Raw genomic sequence first — 20,437 nt, 5'->3', positions numbered from 1 at the left:
TTGACTCCGAGAGGAATCGATCGTGACACCGGATTCCAGCCCCTCCCTCGTGCCGTCGCCGGGCCAGTCCGGCGGTCCCACACAGATCCTGCGGGATCTCGGAGTGCCCGGATGGGTGATCTCGGCCGTCGTGATCCTGATCGCGGTGGGCGCGCTCTACACGGCGCTGAAACCACTGTGGGAGATGTTTCGCTCGGGCCGGGGTGTTCTGGGCCGCCTCGGCATGCGGCTTCGCGAACACAAGCGGGCCGTCCGCAGGCGACAGCTCTTCGCCGACCACATCGACAGCCGGCTCCGCCGGATCAGCGAGAAGGAGGACTGGCGGGACGACCGATTCGCCGAGCTCGAGGCGGAGGTGGAGATGGAGGGCGAGCAGCGCCACTTCCTCCGATTGTTCCGCCGCCCGGTTGACGGCCCGCGCCGGGTGAAGTCGCTCTCCAACGCCCTGGAACGTAGTACCGAACGCCTGGTGCTGCTGCAGGGTGAGCCCGGCTCCGGCAAGAGCGTCGCGCTGCGGCACCTGGCCGGGAAGATGGCACGCCGGGCGATGCGCGACAAACGTCTGGACAGCCGGATCCCCATCTACATCAATCTCAAGGAGTTCGTGCCGGCCGAGCAGCCTGTCACCGCAGCGCACGTACGGGAATTCGTGCTCGCCTCGCTGAACAAGGCGAACAGCCGCGACATCGCCGAATTCCTCGACTCCGGGTTCGACACCGGAATGCGCGAGGGCACCTGGTTCTTCCTCTTCGACTCATTCGACGAGATTCCCGAGGTGCTCAGCTCCACCAGCAACGACGGCTCGGTCGAGTTGTACGCCGACGCCCTCTACGACTTTCTGCACTCCGCCAACACCAGCCGGGGCGTTGTCGCCTCCCGGGAATTCCGGGGCCCGCGCCGGTACGGCTGGCCGCGGTTCACCATCCTGCGCCTGTCCAACCGCCAGAAACTGAATCTGGTGCGCCGTTCCCTGCTGAACGTCCAGCAGGAGGAGCAGGTGATGGGTGGCCTCGCGGCCGCCGACTCGGCGCTGCGTGAGTTCTCCGACAATCCCATGCTCCTGGGCCTGCTGTGCCTTTACGTGAAGAACCACGGGGGTTTTCCCGAGGTCTCCCACATGGTCTTCGAGGACTACGTGGAGAGTCGCCTGAAGCGTGACGCATCCCGGCTCGCGAAACGGTTCGACCTCGACGCCGTCGAACTGCGTACAGCCGCCGAAGAGGTCGCTTTCTGCATCGCCAGCATCCCCGCCCTCGGTCTGAGCCCCGCGAGGTCATCGATGAAGGTGGCCGTGGAGTCGACTTTCGGGGACAGACCGCGGTTGGAGGTGCACCTCGCCGCCTTGGAGTTCGTCCGTCTCGCGAACATCCCGGAGTCCGAGGCCAACCAGGAAGGAAAGTTCACCTTCTCGCACCGGCGCTTTCAGGAGTACTTCGCGACCTGCGTGGTGCTGCGCGAACCGGACCGGGTGAGCGTGGACGCCCTGCTACTGGACGGCAAGTGGCGGGAGACCGCGGTGGCGCTGCTCCAGACACAGGATTCCGATGCCGTATCCCAGCTGATCAATGCAGCGGAACGTATCCTGACCGCGTCGATCGAAGCAACGCCGGAAGAGCCTTTCAGCTGGCCGCCCCACAGCCTGCATCTGATGGGACTGCTGATGGCCGGGCGCATCGGCGGCGGCGACCACCGGAGTCTCTCCCCCGGCGGAGAGGCGAAGATCGCCGCCCTGCTGGGGAACGCGATCGCCACGGCACGTCGCCTGGACCAGAAGTGGGCCGTCGAGTCCGCGACGCTGGCGCCCGACGCGGTGCGGGACGAACTGCTGATCCACGCCGCCGAGTCCCGGAGCCTGCTGTTGCAGCAGTGCGCGTTCGAGCAGGCCGGCCGGGTTCACGATCTTCCCAACTCGATCGCCGTCCACATCCGGAAGGTTCTGGTCGGCCGATTCGTCACCGGTGAGTTGCGCCGCGACGCCATCTCCGTCAAGGCGTTCATCCGGCGCTTGCGGGAGCCGCAGCAGTACATCGACGCGATCCATGCCCTCCATGCCGCGCGCAACGTCGAGGTCGCCATGACAGCGATCGTGATTCTCACGCTGATCTCCGAGGACTACGCGTTCTCCCGGGTCATGCTGGGCATGGCGATCTTCTCGATGATCGGTTTCGTCGTGTCCTTCCAGCAGTTCTGCCGCAATGCCAGGATCGCGGCGACGGTTCCCTACCTGTCGATCGCGAAGATCCTCGGCGCCCCGCCGGAACGAGCTCACGCGAACGATCTCTGGCTCATGCTCGGCTTACGCGCCTTCAGCTGCATGCTGCCCGTCATCGTGATCGCGGCTCGTCCGGACCGGATCAGCGTCCGGTGGCTCGCCGCCGGCCTGTTCCTCTATCTGGCGGCGTGGCCCCTCTGCGCCGTCTTCTCGGTGTCCGACGGCCGGTCCGTCCGCCCGCTACGCTGGCCTGCGATTCCGTTCCTGGTCCTCGCCGGGTTCATCCGGCAGTGGTGGAGTTCCGCATACCTCGTCGGGTTGGCCGTCTACGCCGTGTTCATAGCCCTGGTGTGGACGTGGAACGACGACATCGGCGAGGCCGTCGACAACAGGTTCACCGACATGCTGTTCGACTTCACGATCCTCGGCATGGGTGTTGTCGTCGGCTATCTGCTCTACACCCGTATCTGGTCGCACTACCTGCGGCGATTCTGGAACTTCCACCGGCACGACCGCTCGATCGTCGACGGGTTCGATGGCTCTTCGGGATCGGACCCCGCACAACTCCGCGTCGTCCTGAGCGAGTTGCGGACCGATCTGGGTCTGCGCGAGCTCATCACCCGGATCCGCAGGAACGGGTACGAACTCACCGTTCCGGCGCTCGCCGTGCTCAGCGAATTCTGTGTTCTCGCGGTCAGCGAAACGGGCTCCCCCGACTATCGCTATCTGGACTCGGTCGACGACAAGGCGATCGACGACATCACCCGGCTCCTGGAGGAACGGCTGGCGATCCAGACCTGACCGTCACAGTCCGGCCGGAGGAACCCTCGTCGAGAGGCTGTTGCGTGCCGGCGGAGGACCGGGCCGTGCCGGCGTCCGATCATGCCGTCATCGTGCCGGTTTCTTGCGATCATGGCAGCGTGGTATCGATCCAGAGACCGAGTGAGCGCTGGCGTCACATCGTCGAGAGCGAGCGGGCGGACGTGGCGGCCGGCCGGGTGCCCGAGATCGAGGCGGCGGCGATCCAGTTCTGGCCGCCGCGATTCATCGCCGCGGTGGACGCCGCCCTGGCCCGTTTCGAGCAGGACGTGGCCGCCCTCGACCCTGCCTCGGACGCCGCCGTCCTGCAGGCGGTGGAGCGCGTGGTCCTCGCCCTCAACGAGGCCGACCATCCGGAGGGCCTCATCGAGAGCGGCGAGCGGGACGAGCTGATCGCCTTCATCCAGCGCGTCCTGACCCTCGCCGGCGTCGACGTCCACGCCCTCCTCAAACGCCGCGGGTCGGACGAGCTGACCTCACCCTGGCGTACCTGGTGACTCCGGCTACTGGCCGCAGGCGGACTGGGCCTCCATGGCTGCCCGCAAGTATCGGGTGTTCGTCTGCAGGGCCCGGGTCGGGTCCTCGTCGGCCGCGATCTTCTCGGCCTCGCTGCTCATCGTGGAGATGGCGTCGGCGACCGGCCCGCTGCTACCGGCGGCCACGGCGGCCAGCTCCTCCGCGAAGGTGACCATCACCACCCGGGACGCGGCGGGGTCCAGCCGGGCGCCCTGCTCGAGTGTGGAGTCCAGCACCCGCTTCAGGTGGGCCTCCTGGACCTCCTTGAACGAGGCGCAGATCGCCTCGTCGCCGGACGACGGGGCCGCGGCGACCGGCGCCGGGCCGGTCCTCGTCTCGATCTTCCCGCGCAGCTCGACGAACTCGGTGGTCGCCCGGTCGGCGGTGGAGAAGTACCACATCAGCACGCCGAGGCTGCCCTCGTCGGCCCAGCCGCAGACGGCGATGCCGACACCGTCGGCGTCGACCGCGTCACCGCACTTCGCCGCGCCACCCAGCGGGCCGGGGTCGACCGGCGCGATGCCCTCCACGGCCAGCCCGCCCTTGATGAGGCCTCGGAGCGCGCCGAAGAGCGCGGCGTCCGCCGAGGCGACGGGACGCGCCACGGCAGAGACCACGACGACGTCCCGGCTCTCCGGCTTCCCGTAGAAGGCGCTGAACGCGTTCGTGGCGTCCTCGTAGGCGGCGAGCCCCTCCTCCATGACAGCGGCCGCCGCGGTGAACCGGTCATCGGTCAGCGGAGCGCGCCCACCGAGCGTCGGCGGCTCGACGATGGCGACCATCGGCACCGGCCGGTCGGCGGCGTCCTCCCCCACGACCGTCTCAACCGGGTCGGTTCCGCTTACAAGGAGAAATCCCACGACGCCGACGAGGCCGGCCACGACGGCGGCCGTCACGACCATCGCCACGTTCTTCGCCGTGCGGGACCGCTTCGCCGGTGGAGTGCCGTGCTGCTCAGGGGATGGTTCAAGAGGGGGTTGCGACACGAGGACTCCATGATCAAAGTTCGACGGAGCTTAGCCCGGCCCTCGCGGGGCCGCCCGCCGGGGCGCGGAGTCCGGTCCGGCGGGCGGGACGGGTGACCTGATGCACATTTGATCGGGCGTTCCGCTCGTGGCCATGAGAGCGTTGCCCGGCCGATCGCGGCTGAATCTTCGCTGTGAGCATGCGCGTCGTGCTCGCTACAGAGTCGTTCCTTCCCGACGTCAACGGTGTCGCCAACTCGGTCGTGCGGATGGCCGAGCACCTGGTCCGGTCCGGTCACGAGCCGATGGTCGTGGCCCCGGACTCCTCCGTCTCCTGGTCGCCGGGCGACCTCTCCTACCCGGTGGCGCGGGTGCGGTCCCTCCCGATGCCCGGCTATCCGCAGCTCCGGCTCGGGCTGCCGGCCCCGGCGCTGCACGCGGCGATCCGCCGGGCGCTCGCCCCGCGCGGCGAGGTGCTCGTCGGTTTCGTCGGCCGGCTCGCCGCCGAGAAGGAGGTGGACCTGCTGGCCGGCGCGTCCCGCCTGCCGGGTGTGCGCGTCGTCGTGGTCGGCGACGGCCCGCACGCGGCCTCGCTGCGCCGCGCCCTGCCGGACGCCGTCTTCCTGGGCGCGCGGCACGGCTCCCAGCTGGCGCGGATCTACGCGAGCCTCGACGTGTTCGCGCACACCGGTCCCTATGAGACGTTCGGGCAGGCGGTGCAGGAGGCGATGGCGAGCGGGCTGCCGGTCGTGGCCCCGGCCGCCGGTGGACCGCTCGACCTCGTGGGGCACGGCCTCACCGGCTATCTCGTGCCCCCGCACGCCGGGTCGGGCTTCACCGAGGCGATCCGGGAGCTCGCCGGCGACGAGGGGTTGCGGCGCTCGATGGGCGCGGCCGGCCGGGACGCGGTCCACGGCCGCAGCTGGCAGGTCATCGGCGACGAGTTGATCGCCCACTACGCGGCGGCCCTCGCGGCGCCACTCGCCACCCGCGTCCCCGCCGCCGTCTAGGTTTCCGTCTCGCCTTCTCCTACCGTCATCGGCATGGCGTACGTTCTCGACACCGCGGCCCTGCCCGCCGGCGACCGGGTGGAAGCCGTGCACACCGCGATGATGTACGCCTCCGCCCCCTGTCACGTCATCCACGAGGACCCGGAGGCGCCGGTCCACGCCCGGATGGGCCTCTGGGATCTCGGCGACGCCACCGTCTTCACCCACCGGTCGTCCGGGATCCGGCTGCTCCGGACCGCGAAGCTGGCCCGGCAGGACGCCATGCCGGTGATCGCGCTGTCGGTGCAGCAGCGGGCGACCGGACGGCTCACCCAGAACGGTTCCCGGACCTGCGCGCCCGGCGAGCTCCTCGGCGTCGACCTGTCGGCGGCCTACGACTACTCGTGGTCCGGGAACGGGGCCGCTGGTTGCGTACAGATCCCTCTCGATCGTTTGAATCTCCCGATCGACGTGATCCGCTCGGCGCTCGGAGGGCTGCGATCGAGCCCGCTCCACCGGATGGTGACCAGCCACATCGCCGAGCTCTCCCGGGACCCCGACCGGATCACCGGCGATCAGTCGGCGGCGGCGGTGGCGGCCGCCAGCATCGACCTCTGCCGCGCCCTGCTCGCGTCGGCGGCCCGCACCGGCCGGCACACCCGCGAGGCCATGGCCGAGACGCTGCTGACCAGGATCCGGACATGCGTACGCCAGAACCTCGCCGACCCCGATCTCTCCCCGGCCCGGATAGCGGCGGCCTGCAACGTCTCGCTGCGGCACCTCTACAAGATCTGCGCCGAGGCGGATCTCAGCCTCGAACAGTGGATCATCAGCGAACGGCTGCAGGGCGCCCGCCACGACCTGATGAGCCCGGGCAGCGCCGGCCGCCCGATCGCCGCGGTGGCCCGGGCCTGGGGTTTCCGCGACCCGACCCATTTCACCCGGAGGTTCCGGGCACGGTACGGCATGACCCCGAGTCAGCTGCGCACGTCCTCGGCCGAGGCCCGGACCCTGCCGTAGCAACAGTGCACTGTGGGCCGACGACGGTGCACTGACAGCACGGTGACCACGGCCGCCGCGCCGATAGTTTCCGGGCAGTCATGGGGCTCTGGGGCAGAGCCGGGGAGATCGCGGCGCTTCGGGGGCTCGTCGAGGCGGTGCGGCGCGGATCCGGCGCGGCGTTGGTGGTGCGGGGCGAGGCGGGCATCGGCAAGACCGCCCTGCTCGAAGCCGTCATGCCCGACGATCTCCGGGTGCTGCGGGTGGCCGGGGTCGAGGAGGAGGCACGATTCCCCTATGCGGCGCTCCATCGCCTGCTGATTCCGCTCAAATCCGAAATGTCGGAAATGCTCCGGCGGATCGACGGGCCACTCCCGGACACCCGCACGACCGGCCGGGCCGTGACCGCACTGCTCGCCGCGAACCGCCCGCTGCTGTGCTGGGTGGACGACGCCCAGTGGATCGATCACGAATCCCTGGCCGTCCTCCTCGCACAGCGGACCGGGCTGATCGTCTCCGGTCGGGAGGCGCCCGAAGGCCTGCCCTCACTGGACCTCGGCGGCCTGTCCTCCTCGGCCGGCGCCGGCCTGCTCCGCGAGGTGGTCGACGTCGACCCGCAGATCGCCGCCCACCTGGTCCGGGCGACCGGTGGTAACCCGCAGGCACTGCTCGACCTGACCCGCGAACTGACACCGGCACACCTGCTCGGCACCCGCTCCCTGCCCGACCCGCTGCCGGTGGGCGACCGCCTGATCGAGGCCTACACCCGCCCCGGCTTCGGCGTGCTTGCGGCCGCCGCGCACCCGCAGGCCCGCCCCGGCTTCGGCGTGCTTGCGGCCGCCGCGCACCCGCAGGCCCGCCTCGGCCCCGGCATGCTGCTGGCCGCCGCGCATCCGCACGCCGACGGGCATCCGCTGCGGCGGGCGGCCGTCTACAGCGCGGCCACCGCGGTGGAGCGTAGGGCGGCGCACGCGACCCTGGCCGCCACGACCACGGGTGACCTGCGGGCCTGGCACCGCGCCGCCGCGAGCGTCGCCCCCGACGCCGGCATCGCATCCGACCTGGCGGACGCCGCCGGCCGGGCGGGCCTGCGGAACGGGCCGGCCGCACGCGTCACCTTCCTGCTGCGGGCCGCCGAGATGAGTCCCGGCAGCGCCGACCGGGAACGTCACCTGCTGGCCGCGGCCGAGGCCGCGCTGACGGCGGGGGCGCCGCAGCAGGCGCTGCGGCTGGTGAGCATGGTCGCGGTGGGTTCGAGGGCGCTGATCGTACGAGCGAACGCTCTCGTGATGACCGAGGACGAGCATGCGTACGCCCAGGGCGCCGCGCTCTGCCTCTACGCCGCCCGCGCCTCCGGGCCGACCGAGCCGGACGCGGCCCGCGAAGCCGTGCCCTCCTCCGGGGCGACCGAGCCGGACGCGGCCCGCGAAGCCGTGCGGGACGCGGCCGATCACCTGCTCCGGGCCGGTCACCTGGTCCGGGACACGAGCGCCGCCGAGATCGCCCGCGCGGCCCGGGAGCTGGGCTGCGACGACGTGCTCCCGATGGTCGTGGCGGCCATGGAGCCGGGAAGCGTTGAGGCGAACGCGGATGGGCGACGCGGCGGTGGCGGGCGGCTCGGTGAGGCGGGTGCGGACGGGCGACGCGACGGGATTCGGCGGCTTGTCGAAGGGCTTCGGGAGGCGCCGGACGAGGTGGTTCTGCGGCGGCAGTCCGGGGTGGGGATCGCGGTGGACCTGCTGTGGGACGCCGTCGTCCAGCGGGCGTTCTGGCAGCGGGCGATCGCGGCGAGCCGGCGGAGCGGCGCGGAATGGCATCGGCGGATCGCGCTGACCGGGGCCGCCGTCCTGGAGATCCGGCTCGGCGAGACGGCCCGGGCCGCCGAGCTGCTCAGTGAAGTAGGCGACCGGCCCCACCCGGCGCTGCTGGCCTGGCGCGGGGCCGACCATCCGGGCGTCGTCGGTGCTTGGCTCGAGGCCGCGGAACGGCTCGGGGCCGGGCATGCCGTCCAGCTGATCCGCGCGGCGCTGGCCGGGGCCGCCCTGAGCCGCGGTGACTACAGCCTGGCCTGCACGATCGGGCGGGAGGTGGCCGCCGACGACGAGCTCGGGCTGCACCGGCACGTCCTGCCGGATCTGGTCGAGGCCGCCGTCCGCAGCGGTGACCGGGTACGGGCCGTCGCCGCGGGGGAGGCGTTCGCGGCCGGTGTCGCGGACACGACCTGGTCACGGGGCCTGCTCGCCCGTACCCATGCTCTGCTCGCGGCGAACGACGAAGCCGAACCCCTCTATCGCGAAGCGATGAGCCTTCTCGCGGCCACGCCGGCGCGTGCCGACCTGGCGCGGGCGCATCTTCTGTACGGGGAGTGGCTGCGCCGCCGGCGACGCCGACGGGATGCGCGGGCCGCGCTGGCTACGGCGCGGGAGATGTACGAGGCGATGGGCGCCGCCGGATTCGCCGGTCGGGCGGCGCGCGAGCTGGCGGCGGCCGAGACGACGCCGGCGACGAGCCCGCTCACCGCGCAGGAGCGGGCGATCGCCGACCTGGCCGCCGCCGGCGCCACCAACACCGAGATCGCGGCGCAGCTCTTCCTCAGCGCGAACACGGTCGACCACCACCTTCGCAAGATCTTCCGGAAGCTGGACGTGACCTCCCGCCGCCGGTTGCAACCGGCACTCCGGCCGGACAGTCAGTAGTCTTCCGAGGATGTGGATCGACCACGCCATCTGGTGGCACGTGTACCCGCTCGGCTTCACCGGGGCGCTGGACGGGCAACCCGGGCACCGGCTGCCGAAAATCGTCGACTGGCTCGATTACCTGCTCGAGCTCGGCGCCAACGGCCTGCAGCTCGGGCCGATCTTCGCGTCCGAGACCCACGGGTACGACACCGTCGACCACTTCCGCGTCGACCCGCGCCTCGGCGACGACGCGGACTTCGACAAGCTGGTCGCGGCGGCCCGCGAGCGCGGCATCCACGTCCTGCTCGACGGCGTCTTCAACCACGTCGGGCGGGGCTTCGGCGCGCCCGCGCACTGGCTCAAGGGTACGGCCTTCGAAGGTCACGGCTCCCTCCTCGAACTCGATCACGACCAGCCCGAGGTCGCCGGCCACGTGACCCGGGTGATGAACCACTGGCTGGACCGGGGCGCCTCCGGGTGGCGGCTGGACGCGGCTTACGCCGTACCCCCGCGGTTCTGGCGTGATGTGCTGGCGCCGGTGCGCAAAGCGCATCCAGAGGCATGGTTCGTGGGTGAGGTGATCCACGGCGATTACCCGGCGTATCTGCGGGAGAGCACCCTCGACGGGATCACCCAGTACGAGGTCTGGAAGGCGATCTGGAGCAGCCTCAACGACCGGAATCTGTTCGAGCTGGCCTGGGCGATCGAGCGGCATCAGGACGTGGTGGCGGCCGGGACGCCGATGACGTTCGTCGGGAACCACGACGTCACCCGGATCGCCAGCAGGCTCGTCGATGAGCGGCATCTCGCGCATGCGCTCGTGGTGCTCTTCATGATCGGTGGGGTGCCGAGCATCTACTACGGGGATGAGCAGGCGTTCCGCGGGGTCAAGGAGGAGCGGGCGGGAGGGGATGACGCGATTCGGCCGGCATTTCCGGCAAGTCCGGATTTATTGTCACGTCTCGGGCGGCCGGTCTTCGAACTGCATCAGCGGCTCATCGGGATCCGGCGGCGGCATCCGTGGCTCGTGCGGGCGCGGACCGAGGTGACGGAGTTGACGAACACGTCGATGCGCCTGACGTCGACGGATGGGGTCAATCGCCTCGTCGCCCTGCTCAATCTGGACGACAAGCCGCGAAATTTCGGGCAATATGCGGTGAAGCCGCACGACTGGATGATCGTCGAGTGATCTACGCGGTTCTCCTCTTCGCGCTCGCCGCCACGACCGTCACCTGGTGGATCGTCGGCGACCAGACCGACCCCGAGGCCGCCTCGCTGGGCGTCCCCCTCGACTACGCGCTCCGCCCGCTGCCGCTCTCCACCGGCCAGGAACGGCTCATCGGCATCGCGGCGACCGTCCTCCTGATCGCCGCGGTGGCCGTGATGATCGCCGCGGTGGTCCGGCGCCGGGCCGACCCGCTCTGGCTGCTGCTCCTGCTGCCGCTGTCACTCGCCGCCGCGATCGCCGGCGCCTGCCACCGGATCTTCACGGCCGGCACGATCGGCGCCAACATCGGCGCCGGCCTCGTGACGTTCTTCGTCATCCCGGTCGGCGTCGTCATGCTGCTCCTCGCCGGCCTGGTGCTGATCGCCATCCACCGGAGGAAGCGCTGATCGAACCGGCCGACCGCCGCGTCGGAGGAACACGACCTTCGCGAGGCCGCCCGGCGAGGCTCTGCGAGGGCGGATCCCCGACCCGGCACGAGCCGGCTGCCGGACGGCGTCACTCGGTGATCACTGTTCCGGCGGTCGCCAGTTCACGCAGACCTTCTCCTCCTTCTCCAGTGCGGCGATCAACTCGGCCTGGATGACGTCCTCCAGCCGGCTGAGGTTGGCGAAGGCGGCGTAGATCCAGTAGGTCAGACCCTCCGGCATGGTGGCGTCATAGCGCAGGCCGCGGTCGGCGTTCAGGTCGACCAGGGTGGTCCACGGCGAGAGGTGCGGCTTCTTGCCCCGGACATCGGCGGTTCTGCGAGCCGCCCCGGCCAGCGTCATCCCGGTGAGGGGCGGCACCTCGCCGGCGTCGAGGCCGGCCCCCATGATCAGCCATTGGAGAGTGTGGGTCAGGCCGCCGTGCTTGTAGTTCTCAGCCGAGCCGGTGAAGAATCCCGCGTCGGCGCCGGGATCGAGCGGTAGCTTCCCCCGCGCCACGTACTCGCTCAGGAATCCGTCGGCGGTCAGCGTCTTGTCGACAGTCCCGGCGGCCTGGTCGAATCCGTGGTGCTCAAGCGCGGCCAGGAAATTCCGGTGCCATTCCGCCACCGTACGGTCCGAGTGGTCAGCCGCGACGAGGGCGTCCCAAATCCCGAGCACTTTCACCACGAAGGCCTTTTTTCTGAGCACGTCCTGGAGTGATTTGAGTGTCGTCAGGTACGCCGGGTCGAGCTGGTCTTTCCACACGTCCAGATTGTTGTCAGGAACCCCACCGAACGCGAAACCGTACTTTCTGTGGGCCATGTCGGCTCGTTTCGCGGACGTCGCCCTGGCAGCGGTGTAGGCGGCCAGGGCCCGGATGAAAACTTCCTGCTGATCATCGTTGTAGCGGTAGGTCACGACGGATGTGGTCAATGCCGCGTACGCTTCACCGTGTCCCGCACGGACGGTATCGAGGACCAACTCTTTCGCGGCCAGCCAATTCTTGATCTGTTCCTCGCCGACCGGCTCCTCACCGTGTTTCGCTATCTTGACAACCACTTTCCGGCCTCCTTGCCGAATCTATGCAGCGGTCCACTCAGGCTAGCCGCGCCCGGCGAAGATCCCTGCGTCGCGTCGTCGATTCGACATGGACCGTTCTGCATTCCGCCGCCGTTACCGCGTCCGCTGCGTGTCGAGTTCAGGTCCGATCCGCGCCCCAACTCAACACACAGAGCTCACGCCGGCCAAGCGTGTTGACTAGAGGTTCGATCCGCGCCCCAACTCAACACACAGAGCTCACGCCGGCCAAGCGTGTTGACTAGAGGTTCGAGGGTGACGGCGGAGAGGACCGACGAGGCCGCCAAGTATCACCGAGGACTACTCGCTGTTTTCCGGTATCACCGCAGTCCAGATTCCGGTCCTACCAGGTGCGCCAGGGTGAGGTCAGCTCGTCCGACCCGCGGCGTTTCAGGAGGGCGTGCACGTCGACGCCGGCGAGGGTCAGGACGCGCTGGATGAAGGCGATCAGCTCGTCCCGCTCGCCGCTCTCGATGAGGCCCTCCGGATGGTCGGCCTCGTTGAGGGCGAGGACCACGCGCTCCACCGCCTGCAGGACGGCGGCGTCCGAGGCAGGGTCGAGGGCGGCCACGTCCTGCTCGAAGCGGCCCAGGGCGGCGTCCACCGCGGCGATGAATCGCGGCGGCCAGAACTGGATCGCCGCCGCCTCGATCTCGGGCACCCGGCCGGCCGCCACGTCCGCCCGCTCGCTCTCGACGATGTGACGCCAGCGCTCACTCGGTCTCTGGATCGACACCACGCTGCCATGATCGCAAGAAACCGGCATCATGACCGGCATGATCGGACGCTGGCACGGCCTTGTCATCGATTGCCCGGATCCCTCCGCGCTGGCCGATTTCTATCAGCGGCTCCTCGGCATGCAGCGGGTGCAGGACGAGGGCGACTGGGTGGTCATCGGGGACGCGCCGGATCGGCCGGGCGTCGCGTTCCAGCGGGTGGCCGACCACCGGGCGCCGAGCTGGCCGGATCCCGGGACACCGCAGCAGATGCACTTCGACGTGCGGGTGGACAGCCTCGACGACGCCGAGCAGCAGGTGATCGCGCTGGGCGCGACGAGGCTGGCCGGCGGCAACGACCGGTTCCGGGTGTTCGCCGACCCGGTGGGCCACCCCTTCTGCCTGATCAAGCAATAGAAGCCGATCAAGCAGTGACGACCCGGTTCCGGCTACGCGCTTCGCCCGCTGCCGCTCTCCGCGGGCCAGGAACAACTTATCGGCATCACCGCGACCATCCTGCTGATCGCCGCCGTGGCCGTGATGATCGCCGCGGTGATCAGACGCCGGGCTGACCCACTCCGGCTGCTGTTCCTGCTGCCGCTGTCACTCGCGGCCGTGATCGCCCGCGCCTGCCACCGGATCTTCACGGCCGGCACGATCGGCGCCGACATCGATGCGGGCCTCGTGACGTTCTTCGTCATCCCGATCGGCGTCGTCATGCTCATCCTCTCCGGTCTGGTGCTGATCGCCATCCACCGCAGGAAGCGCTGATCGAGCGGCCGGCCTCACACGGTGACTCTGGCCTGCGCGCCGATCTCGCTCCGAAGCGCCCGGACGACCTCGGCGAACGCGGACTCCGCAGCGGCCTTCCGCTCGGCCGTCTCGTCCGGGCGGGTCACATGGAGCAGTTCGATCGACGACCGGGCGTTGGTTCCGCGGTAGTTGACACGGTATCGCTCGACGCGTTCCAGGCGGGCCTTGTCGTTGTCGATGTGGTCGAAGTAGCGGATCCCCTCGCCGAGCAGGACCGGGACCAGGTCGATGCGGACCTCGTCGAGCAGGCCGGCGTTGAGGCACTGCTGGGCGATGTCCGGGCCGGAGACGCTGACGTCGCCATTGCCGGCCGCCTCGGCCTGGCGGACGGCGCTCTCGACGCCGTCGTGGACGAAGGTGAACGGCGCCAGGCGTTCGGCCGGTCGGCGGTCACCCGCCACGGCACGCAGCCGCGACGCGAACGCGGCTCACGCTCGGGTGGCGGCCAGCAGCGCGGCGGCGATCAGCTGCATCGCGGCGAGGATGACGGCCAGCAGGGTGATCGAGTGTTCGTAGAGGCCGCCCGCCAGCACGCCGCCGGCCAGTGCCGCTATGCCCTGGATCGCGGCGAAGACGCCGTAGGCGGTGGCCCGGCGGGGTGCGGCCACCAGGTCGGCGACGAGGGCCTTCACCGTCGAGTCCTGGACGCCCACGGCGGCGCCCCAGAGCATCGTGCCGGTGACGATCGCCGCGGTGCTGCCGGAGAGGGCCAGCGCCGGGGTGGCGGCGGCGAGGGCGGGCAGGGCGTACAGGACCCGGGCGCCCCATCGGTCGTAGAGGTGGCCGGAGATCAGGGCCGCGACCGCGCCGGCCGCCATCGCCCCGGCATAGAGGATCGGCACGGTCGCGAGCGGGAAGTCGCCGGTCCTGCTGGCGTGGTACGAGATCAGGCCGAAGGTGACGAGGCCGGCCGTGGAGAAGGCGGCGGCCGTGGCGAAGAGGTAGAAGCGGCGCGGCAGCTGCCCGGACATCGCGGGCACGTCGCGCGCTTCGGGTGACGGGAATCGGCGCCTCAACCAGACCAGCAGCAGCATCGACGCCGCGCCCGGGATCGCCAGGAACGCCAACGCCGGCGACACCGAGCCCAGGACGGCGATGAGCGCGGCCACGATGAGCGGGCCCGCGAACGCGCCGATCTGGTCGAGGGCCTTGTGCACCGCGAAGCCCCGCCCCCGGCCCACCTGACCGGCCGCGGAGGCGAGCAGCGCGGATTTCGCCGGTGAGCGGACCGCCTTCCCGATCCGCTCGGAGACGATCAGCAGGCCGGCCACCGCGAGACCGGCCGCCCCGAGCGCCGGGGTGACGGCGAGCAGCGGGACGCAGACGGCCGTCAGCCCGTACCCGAAGATCGTGAGGGCCCAGTAGCGCGCGGTCCGGTCGGCGAGCGGGCCGGACACCAGCCGCAGCAGCAGGGCGGCGGCCTCACCGGCGCCGGTGATCAGGCCGACGACCAGGGCGGACGCGCCGAGCGTGGCGAGCAGCGGGCCGGTCACCGAGCGCGCGCCCTCGTAGACCATGTCGGCCGCGAGGCTGACCAGACCGAAGGCGGTGATCGCGCGCCAGGGAGAGAGGAGAGCTGTTTGAGCCACAACATCATTTTCCTCGTTGGATGTGAATGTTTGGCTCGCCCCCCGATCAGGAAGTCCCCTGCCATGCATCCCCAGGCTCCGCGTCGCACCACCCACGCCTACGGCACCCCGAAGAACCGTCTCGTCTACGACCGATGGGGACGGTTCGGCCGCCCGATCGTCCTGCTGCACGGCCTGCTCTACGACCGGACCATGTGGTGGCCGGTCGCCGCCGAGCTGAGCCACACGAGCAGCAGCGTCATCGCCGTCGACCTGCCCGGGCACGGCGACTCGGCCCGTCGCGGCGACTACGACCTCGGCATCCTCACCGCGGACCTGGCCATGCTGATCAACAGGCTGGAGTTGCACCGGGCGCCGGTGCTCGTCGCGCACGGCGAGTCGGCGCTGCTCGCCGAGGCGTTCGCCGCCGAGTACGCGACCCGGGCGGTGCTGACCGTCGACGAGCCGCCGGGTGAGCCGGCCGAGGATCTGGAGCAGCATCTCGCGACGGCCGACCTCGGGGCGGTTCCGGAGCCCTACCGGCAGTTCGCCGTGCCCCGGCGGGACGCGACGCTGCTCCAGGCGTACCGATGCTGGTCCGCGACGCAGCGCAAGCGGCCCCGGAAGGTCTCCCCCAGCGGGTTTCCGCACCTGAGCGAGCCGGTGGCGTTCGCCGGGAACCTGAGCGACCTGATCTGAGGGAGACCGGGCGGCCTCTTCCCTGAGTCCGCCCGGAACAACTCACCGATGCCGGAAATGCGGCCAATGCGGATGGGGCCAATGGAATGCGGCCCGGTGGTGGCCGTGGCTTCGCGCGTGGCGGGCCGGCGGCGGTAGCAGCGCGATGCTGCTGATCAAAAGACAGACCATCACCACCGTGCCGACCAGGATGTCGAGCAACATGCGGGACCTCCCCGGTACCGCTCCTAGCTGGGACAACGGTCTTGGCTACACGGTCGCGCGCATCCGGGGGGCCGTCAACCGGAATCGCTGAACCCGGTGGTTGGCATGCACTTCGGGGCCGATTCTGACTATGGTGGCCACGAGGGGAGTACCTCCATAAGACGCGTTGCGGTCATCACGGGCATCCCGGTGTGCCCCCGTGCGCCGCCCGCCGTGTCGCACGCGGCGGGTGAGGGAGACCTCGGACGTCGACGCATGTCCGAGGAGGCTCCCGTTGTCCACCATCGCTTCGCCGCAGCTCTGGGCGATCACCATCGCCGTGCTGCTGGCCCTGCTCGCCGCCGACTTCGCGATCACGCGCCGCCCGCACGACGTGGAGATGCGCGAGGCGGTCGGCTGGTCACTCTTCTATCTCGCGCTTCCGGCCGCGTTCGGGGTCATTCTCTGGCAGGTGTACGGGCGGAAGCCCGCCGTCGAGTTCTACACCGGGTGGGTCGTCGAGAAGTCGCTGTCGGTCGACAACCTGTTCGTCTTCATGCTGCTGCTCGCGGCGTTCGCGGTGCCGCCGCAACTGGCGCAGCGGGTGCTGCTCTACGGCATCGTCGGCGCGCTGGTGCTGCGGGCGATCTTCATCGCGGCCGGGGCGGCGGTGCTGCAGACCGGCGCCTGGGCGTTCCTGCTCTTCGGCGGGGCGCTGCTGCTCACCGCCGGCAAGGTGATGCGCGACGCCATGCGGGACGACGAGTACCACGTCGACATCGACAACATGCGCAGCGTACGGCTGATCCGCAAGCTGATGCCGGTGACCCGCGACTATCACGCCGGACGGCTGTCGATCGTCGAGAACGGGCGCCGCACCCTGACGCCGCTGGCGCTCGTCGTGGTGGCCGTCTTCGTGACCGACCTGGTGTTCGCGGTCGACTCGGTGCCGGCCGTCTACGGCGTGACCGAGGATCCGTACATCGTCTTCGCCACCAACATGTTCGCCCTGCTCGGTCTCCGGGCGCTCTACTTCGTGCTGCGCAACGTGCTCGGCAAGCTGCGGCACCTCGACTACGGCCTCGCCGTGATCCTCGCCTTCATCGGCGTGAAGCTGGTGCTGCACTGGGCGCACAAGCTGTGGCCGTCGGTGCCGGACATCCCGACCGAGCTGTCCCTCGTGGTGATCGCCGTGACGCTGCTGACGGTGACCGTGACGAGCCTCGTCGCGAACCGCCGCGAGGTGTCCCGGACCGCGAGCTGACGCTCATGGCGCGGGCACGCCCGCCGCCTCCTCGCTGAACCGGCGGCGGATCCGGCCGACCGCCGTGACCACGAGGGCCACCTGCGGGCGGGCGTGCGCCAGCGAGGCGACGGCCGCGTCCAGGTCACCGGCGCGGGCGTCGTCCTCGAGCCGGCCGCAGGCCAGCGTCGCGGCGCCCGCCCCGAGGTTCGCCATGATGCCCTTGAGCTGGTGCGCCTCGGAGCGCAGCTCGGCGGCGTCCTCGAAGGAGAGCGCCTGCGCGATCCGGTCGAGATGCTCGGGGATCTTCGCGGCCAGCGCGCCGAGCAGGCCGTCCAGCGCCGCCGCGGTGGCGACCGGGTCCGGCCCGCGCAGCTGGTCGAGGCGGGCGTCGATCTCGCCGGCCACGGTCGCGGCGTCCGGCGCCGGCGCCCGGGCGGTCCAGCGCTCCAGCATCCGGGCCACGTCGGCCGGCACCAGCGGCTTGGCGATGTGCGCGTCCATCCCGGCGGCGAGGCAGCGGGCCCGGTCCTCGGCGAGCGCGCTCGCGGTGAGCGCGATGATCGGGACGTGCCGGCCCTCCGGCTCCCGGCGGCGGATCTCGGCGGTGGCGGCGTACCCGTCCATCTCCGGCATCAGGCAGTCCATGAAGATCGCCTGATACTCCCGCCGGCTCGCCTGCTCGACCGCCTCGAGGCCGTTGACCGCCACGTCGGCGCTGTACCCGAGGTTCGCGAGGATGCCGAGCGCGACCGTCCGGTTGATGTCGTTGTCCTCGACCAGGAGCAGGTGGCCCCGGCCCCGGGGCGCCTCGGCCGGGGTGTCGACGGTCCGGTCCTCGACCCGGCCGGCCAGCGCTCCGACCAGCGCGTCGTAGAGCTGCGACTGGCGCAGCGGCTTCGCGAACGCGGCCGAGAACCGCTCCGGGTCCGGCTCACCGGGCAGGCGGTGCGCCTCGTCGGCGAGCAGGATCGTACGCGGCGGCGGGCAGCCGGGCGGCGCGAGCGTGAAGCCGGCCACGTCGAGGCCGTCCTCCTGCGCCGTGCCGATGTCGACGATCACCAGGTCGATCGGCCGGCCCGCCTCGGCCGCCTCCTGGAGCGCCACCCCGGCGCTGCGGGTGTCGCCCATCGCGGCGGCCCGCATCGACCAGCCGGTGAGCTGGTCGGTGAGCACCTCGCGGTCCTTCTCGTCGCGGTCCACGATGAGGACCCGCAGGCCGTCGAGGGAGTGCCGGTCGCTGACGTCGAGGTCGTCGCGGGCGGTCCGCAGCGTGACGGTGAACCAGAACGTGCTGCCCTGCCCCGGCCGGCTCTCCACCCCGATGCTGCCGCCCATGAGCTCCACCAGGTCGCGGCTGATCGCGAGGCCCAGCCCGGTCCCGCCGAACCGGCGGGTGGTGCCGGCGTCGGCCTGGGTGAACGCCTCGAAGAGCTCCTCCTGCTGGTGCTTGTCGATGCCGATGCCGGTGTCGCGCACCTCGAAGCGGATCGGCACGGCGTCCGGGCCGGTGCTCTGCCGCTCGTCCAGCGCCGCCGTGACGGTGACCCGGCCGCGGGTGGTGAACTTGACCGCGTTGCCGGCCAGGTTGAGCAGCACTTGGCGCAGCTTCGCCGGGTCGCCGCAGACCGTCTCCGGGAGCCTTGGGTCGCAGACCCCGGTGACCGAGACGCCGTCCCGGGTGTCCGGCGGCGCCACCAGCGACACCACGTCGTCGATGAGCCGGCCGACCCCGAAGTTGGCGTCCTCGAGCAGGACCTTGCCGGCCTCCAGCTTGGAGAAGTCGAGCACGTCGTTGATGACCGCGAGCAGCGTGGATCCGGCGGCGCTGATGCCCTCGGCGTACCGTCGCTGTTTCTCGTCCAAACGAGAGCCGAGCAGGAGACCGGTCAGGCCGATCACGCCGTTCATCGGGGTGCGGATCTCGTGGCTCATCGACGCGAGGAACTGCGACTTCAGCCGGGCCGTCTCGATCGCCTGGTCGCGGGCCTCGGCGAGGGCCTGCTCGGTCTGCCGGCGGGCGGTGATGTCGCGGACGAAGCCGTGGAAGTGCACGCCGCCGTCGAAGCCGATCCGCCACATGGTCAGCTCGACCGGGATCTCGTGCCCGTCCCGGTGGGTCGCGCCCATCTCGGTGGGCCGGTCGAGCAGCCAGTCCCAGCGGCCGTCGAGCAGCCGGCGCAGCGCCCTGCCGTAGCGCATCGGCAGCACCGTGTCGGACACGTTCCGGCCGATGATCTCGTCGCGCGGCCAGCCGAAGACATGCTCGGCCTGCCGGTTCCACTCCGAGATGACACCGCCTGAGTCCATCGTGAAGAACGGATCGCTGGCCGCCCCCATGATCATTTCGAGCTGCTCGCGCTCCAGGCGCAGCCGCTGCTCGGCCCGGACCCGGGCGGTGATGTCGTGCGCCACCGTGGACACCCCGATCACCGTCTCGTCGGTGTCGCGCATCGGTGCCATGCTGAGCGAGACCTCGATGATGCTACCGTCCTTGCGCTGCCGGCGGGTCTCGAACCGGCTCAGCGCCTCGCCCGCGAAGACCCGGGCCAGCAGCTCCTTCTCCTCGTTCTGCCGGTCCGGCGGCAGCAGCCGGGTCACGTCGTTGCCGACCATCTCCTCGGCCGTGTAGCCGTAGAGCCGTTCGGCGCCCGGGTTCCAGGTGCGGATCGTGCCGTCCAGGGCCTTGCTCACGATGGCGTCCTGGGAGGCCTCGACGATCGCGGCGAGCCGGGCGTTGATGTGCGACTGGAGGCGGCGCTCGCTCGCGGCCTGCCGGGTGGCCCGGTTCGACTCGGTGATCTCGCTGCTCACCCCGAAGATGGCGTACGGGCGGTTCCGGCGGTCGCGGAGGGCGTACAGGGTGGTGACGAACCGCCGGTCGGCCAGCTCGTCCTCGAAGGCGAGCGGACCCTGCGCGGCGAGCACCATCCGGTCCCGGCGGCGGTACTCGGCGAGCTTCTCCGCGGTGTGCACCTCGTGGTCGTAGCGGCCCGCCGCGACCCCGGCCGGCACCTGGTGCAGGCGTTCGTACGCGCCGCTGACCAGCCGGTAGCGGCCGCTCACGCTCTTCACGAAGGCCGGCGTGGCGGTCTGCTCGAGGATCGCGGCGAGATAGAAGTACTGGTCCAGGCGCCGCCCCGCCCGGCGCAGCAACTCGCCGCCGAGCGTCGCGCCGGCGCCGGCGATCCCGCCCGCGACCAGCACGTACCGCAGCCAGCCGGCCTTTCCCGCCACCCGTCTCCCCCGCTTCCGCCCGTGTCCCCCGCGATTCAGAGTCAACCTACATGTGAAGAATTTCTGCTTTAGCCTTATTACGGACAAA

18 protein-coding genes are annotated in these 20,437 nt (G+C 70.7%); 11 read left to right on the top strand and 7 right to left on the bottom strand.

Annotated elements, in window-relative coordinates:
* Nucleotides 1-22 precede the first annotated feature (22 nt).
* Together AB0G10_RS22390 and AB0G10_RS22385 are read left to right on the top strand one after the other, a co-directional pair.
* Nucleotides 23-3,013 carry an NACHT domain-containing protein gene (locus AB0G10_RS22390; protein WP_360924714.1) on the top strand — a complete coding sequence of 997 codons (2,991 nt, stop codon included), beginning with the start codon at nucleotides 23-25 and terminating at the stop codon, nucleotides 3,011-3,013.
* Nucleotides 3,014-3,132: 119 nt separating this feature from the next.
* Nucleotides 3,133-3,528, top strand: coding sequence for a hypothetical protein (locus AB0G10_RS22385; protein WP_360924711.1), 396 nt, complete (start codon nucleotides 3,133-3,135; stop codon nucleotides 3,526-3,528).
* A 6-nt stretch (nucleotides 3,529-3,534) separates the two neighbouring features.
* Here AB0G10_RS22385 and AB0G10_RS22380 read toward each other — a convergent pair whose 3' ends face one another.
* Nucleotides 3,535-4,455: a hypothetical protein gene (locus tag AB0G10_RS22380; RefSeq protein ID WP_360924709.1), complete on the bottom strand. Its 921-nt coding sequence runs from the start codon at nucleotides 4,453-4,455 to the stop codon at nucleotides 3,535-3,537.
* A 257-nt stretch (nucleotides 4,456-4,712) separates the two neighbouring features.
* Between AB0G10_RS22380 and AB0G10_RS22375 the strand changes: the two genes are divergently transcribed.
* The 5 genes from AB0G10_RS22375 (at nucleotide 4,713) to AB0G10_RS22355 (ending at nucleotide 10,792) form a co-directional block, all read left to right on the top strand.
* Nucleotides 4,713-5,522: a glycosyltransferase gene (locus AB0G10_RS22375; RefSeq protein ID WP_360924706.1), complete on the top strand. Its 810-nt coding sequence runs from the start codon at nucleotides 4,713-4,715 to the stop codon at nucleotides 5,520-5,522.
* Nucleotides 5,523-5,555: 33 nt separating this feature from the next.
* A complete protein-coding gene (locus AB0G10_RS22370; protein ID WP_360924704.1) occupies nucleotides 5,556-6,521 on the top strand; it encodes a helix-turn-helix domain-containing protein in 966 nt (321 codons plus the stop codon).
* Nucleotides 6,522-6,601: 80 nt separating this feature from the next.
* On the top strand, nucleotides 6,602-9,196 hold the full coding sequence (locus AB0G10_RS22365; RefSeq protein ID WP_360924702.1) for a LuxR C-terminal-related transcriptional regulator: 2,595 nt from the start codon (nucleotides 6,602-6,604) through the stop codon (nucleotides 9,194-9,196).
* 10 nt (nucleotides 9,197-9,206) lie between these two features.
* The gene (locus AB0G10_RS22360; protein ID WP_360924700.1) at nucleotides 9,207-10,367 is read left to right on the top strand and encodes an alpha-amylase family protein; all 1,161 of its coding nucleotides are present in this window, start codon (nucleotides 9,207-9,209) and stop codon (nucleotides 10,365-10,367) included.
* Complete coding sequence (locus AB0G10_RS22355; RefSeq protein ID WP_360924698.1) at nucleotides 10,364-10,792, top strand: hypothetical protein; 429 nt, start codon at nucleotides 10,364-10,366, stop codon at nucleotides 10,790-10,792. Before AB0G10_RS22360 ends, AB0G10_RS22355 begins: the two co-directional genes overlap by 4 nt.
* Before the next feature lie 120 nt (nucleotides 10,793-10,912).
* Here the strand turns inward: AB0G10_RS22355 and AB0G10_RS22350 are convergent, their stop codons facing one another.
* Both AB0G10_RS22350 and AB0G10_RS22345 read right to left on the bottom strand, forming a co-directional pair.
* Nucleotides 10,913-11,872 (bottom strand): hypothetical protein, encoded by a 960-nt coding sequence (locus AB0G10_RS22350; RefSeq protein ID WP_360924695.1) that lies wholly within the window; start codon nucleotides 11,870-11,872, stop codon nucleotides 10,913-10,915.
* Nucleotides 11,873-12,233: 361 nt separating this feature from the next.
* Nucleotides 12,234-12,629 (bottom strand): hypothetical protein, encoded by a 396-nt coding sequence (locus AB0G10_RS22345; RefSeq protein ID WP_360924692.1) that lies wholly within the window; start codon nucleotides 12,627-12,629, stop codon nucleotides 12,234-12,236.
* A gap of 37 nt (nucleotides 12,630-12,666) precedes the next feature.
* Between AB0G10_RS22345 and AB0G10_RS22340 the strand changes: the two genes are divergently transcribed.
* Nucleotides 12,667-13,023 (top strand): VOC family protein, encoded by a 357-nt coding sequence (locus tag AB0G10_RS22340; protein ID WP_360924689.1) that lies wholly within the window; start codon nucleotides 12,667-12,669, stop codon nucleotides 13,021-13,023.
* A 135-nt stretch (nucleotides 13,024-13,158) separates the two neighbouring features.
* Entirely contained in the window at nucleotides 13,159-13,377 is a 219-nt protein-coding gene (locus AB0G10_RS22335; RefSeq protein ID WP_360924686.1) for a hypothetical protein, read from the top strand.
* A 14-nt stretch (nucleotides 13,378-13,391) separates the two neighbouring features.
* On the opposite strand, the gene AB0G10_RS22330 is transcribed toward AB0G10_RS22335, so the two are convergent.
* Together AB0G10_RS22330 and AB0G10_RS22325 are read right to left on the bottom strand one after the other, a co-directional pair.
* Entirely contained in the window at nucleotides 13,392-13,820 is a 429-nt protein-coding gene (locus tag AB0G10_RS22330) for a dihydrofolate reductase family protein (RefSeq protein WP_360924683.1), read from the bottom strand.
* Nucleotides 13,821-13,847: 27 nt separating this feature from the next.
* Nucleotides 13,848-14,936, bottom strand: a complete 1,089-nt coding sequence (locus AB0G10_RS22325) for an MFS transporter (RefSeq protein WP_360925021.1) — start codon at nucleotides 14,934-14,936, stop codon at nucleotides 13,848-13,850.
* Between the two features lie 135 nt (nucleotides 14,937-15,071).
* On the opposite strand from AB0G10_RS22325, the gene AB0G10_RS22320 reads away from it, so the two are divergent.
* Complete coding sequence (locus AB0G10_RS22320) at nucleotides 15,072-15,686, top strand: alpha/beta hydrolase (RefSeq protein ID WP_360924680.1); 615 nt, start codon at nucleotides 15,072-15,074, stop codon at nucleotides 15,684-15,686.
* A gap of 42 nt (nucleotides 15,687-15,728) precedes the next feature.
* Here AB0G10_RS22320 and AB0G10_RS22315 read toward each other — a convergent pair whose 3' ends face one another.
* Nucleotides 15,729-15,890 (bottom strand): hypothetical protein, encoded by a 162-nt coding sequence (locus AB0G10_RS22315; RefSeq protein ID WP_360924677.1) that lies wholly within the window; start codon nucleotides 15,888-15,890, stop codon nucleotides 15,729-15,731.
* A 274-nt stretch (nucleotides 15,891-16,164) separates the two neighbouring features.
* Between AB0G10_RS22315 and AB0G10_RS22310 the strand changes: the two genes are divergently transcribed.
* Nucleotides 16,165-17,133, top strand: a complete 969-nt coding sequence (locus AB0G10_RS22310) for a TerC/Alx family metal homeostasis membrane protein (RefSeq protein ID WP_360924674.1) — start codon at nucleotides 16,165-16,167, stop codon at nucleotides 17,131-17,133.
* A gap of 3 nt (nucleotides 17,134-17,136) precedes the next feature.
* On the opposite strand, the gene AB0G10_RS22305 is transcribed toward AB0G10_RS22310, so the two are convergent.
* Nucleotides 17,137-20,349: a PAS domain S-box protein gene (locus tag AB0G10_RS22305; RefSeq protein ID WP_360924672.1), complete on the bottom strand. Its 3,213-nt coding sequence runs from the start codon at nucleotides 20,347-20,349 to the stop codon at nucleotides 17,137-17,139.
* Between the last annotated feature and the right edge of the window lie 88 nt (nucleotides 20,350-20,437).

Source organism: Actinoplanes sp. NPDC023714, assembly GCF_040639855.1.
Classification (GTDB): domain Bacteria; phylum Actinomycetota; class Actinomycetes; order Mycobacteriales; family Micromonosporaceae; genus Actinoplanes.
The sequence above is the reverse complement of the archived record's forward strand: the minus strand, read 5'-3'. Positions and strand labels throughout refer to the sequence as shown.

Excerpts from the sequence above, each read along its gene's own strand:
- AB0G10_RS22370 (WP_360924704.1), top strand. The coding sequence starts at position 5,556 with ATGGCGTACGTTCTCGACACCGCGGCCCTGCCCGCCGGCGACCGGGTG.
- AB0G10_RS22360 (WP_360924700.1), top strand. The coding sequence starts at position 9,207 with ATGTGGATCGACCACGCCATCTGGTGGCACGTGTACCCGCTCGGCTTC.
- AB0G10_RS22365 (WP_360924702.1), top strand. The coding sequence starts at position 6,602 with ATGGGGCTCTGGGGCAGAGCCGGGGAGATCGCGGCGCTTCGGGGGCTC.
- AB0G10_RS22315 (WP_360924677.1), bottom strand. The coding sequence starts at position 15,890 with ATGTTGCTCGACATCCTGGTCGGCACGGTGGTGATGGTCTGTCTTTTG.
- AB0G10_RS22375 (WP_360924706.1), top strand. The coding sequence starts at position 4,713 with ATGCGCGTCGTGCTCGCTACAGAGTCGTTCCTTCCCGACGTCAACGGT.
- AB0G10_RS22340 (WP_360924689.1), top strand. The coding sequence starts at position 12,667 with ATGATCGGACGCTGGCACGGCCTTGTCATCGATTGCCCGGATCCCTCC.
- AB0G10_RS22325 (WP_360925021.1), bottom strand. The coding sequence starts at position 14,936 with ATGGTCTACGAGGGCGCGCGCTCGGTGACCGGCCCGCTGCTCGCCACG.
- AB0G10_RS22320 (WP_360924680.1), top strand. The coding sequence starts at position 15,072 with ATGCATCCCCAGGCTCCGCGTCGCACCACCCACGCCTACGGCACCCCG.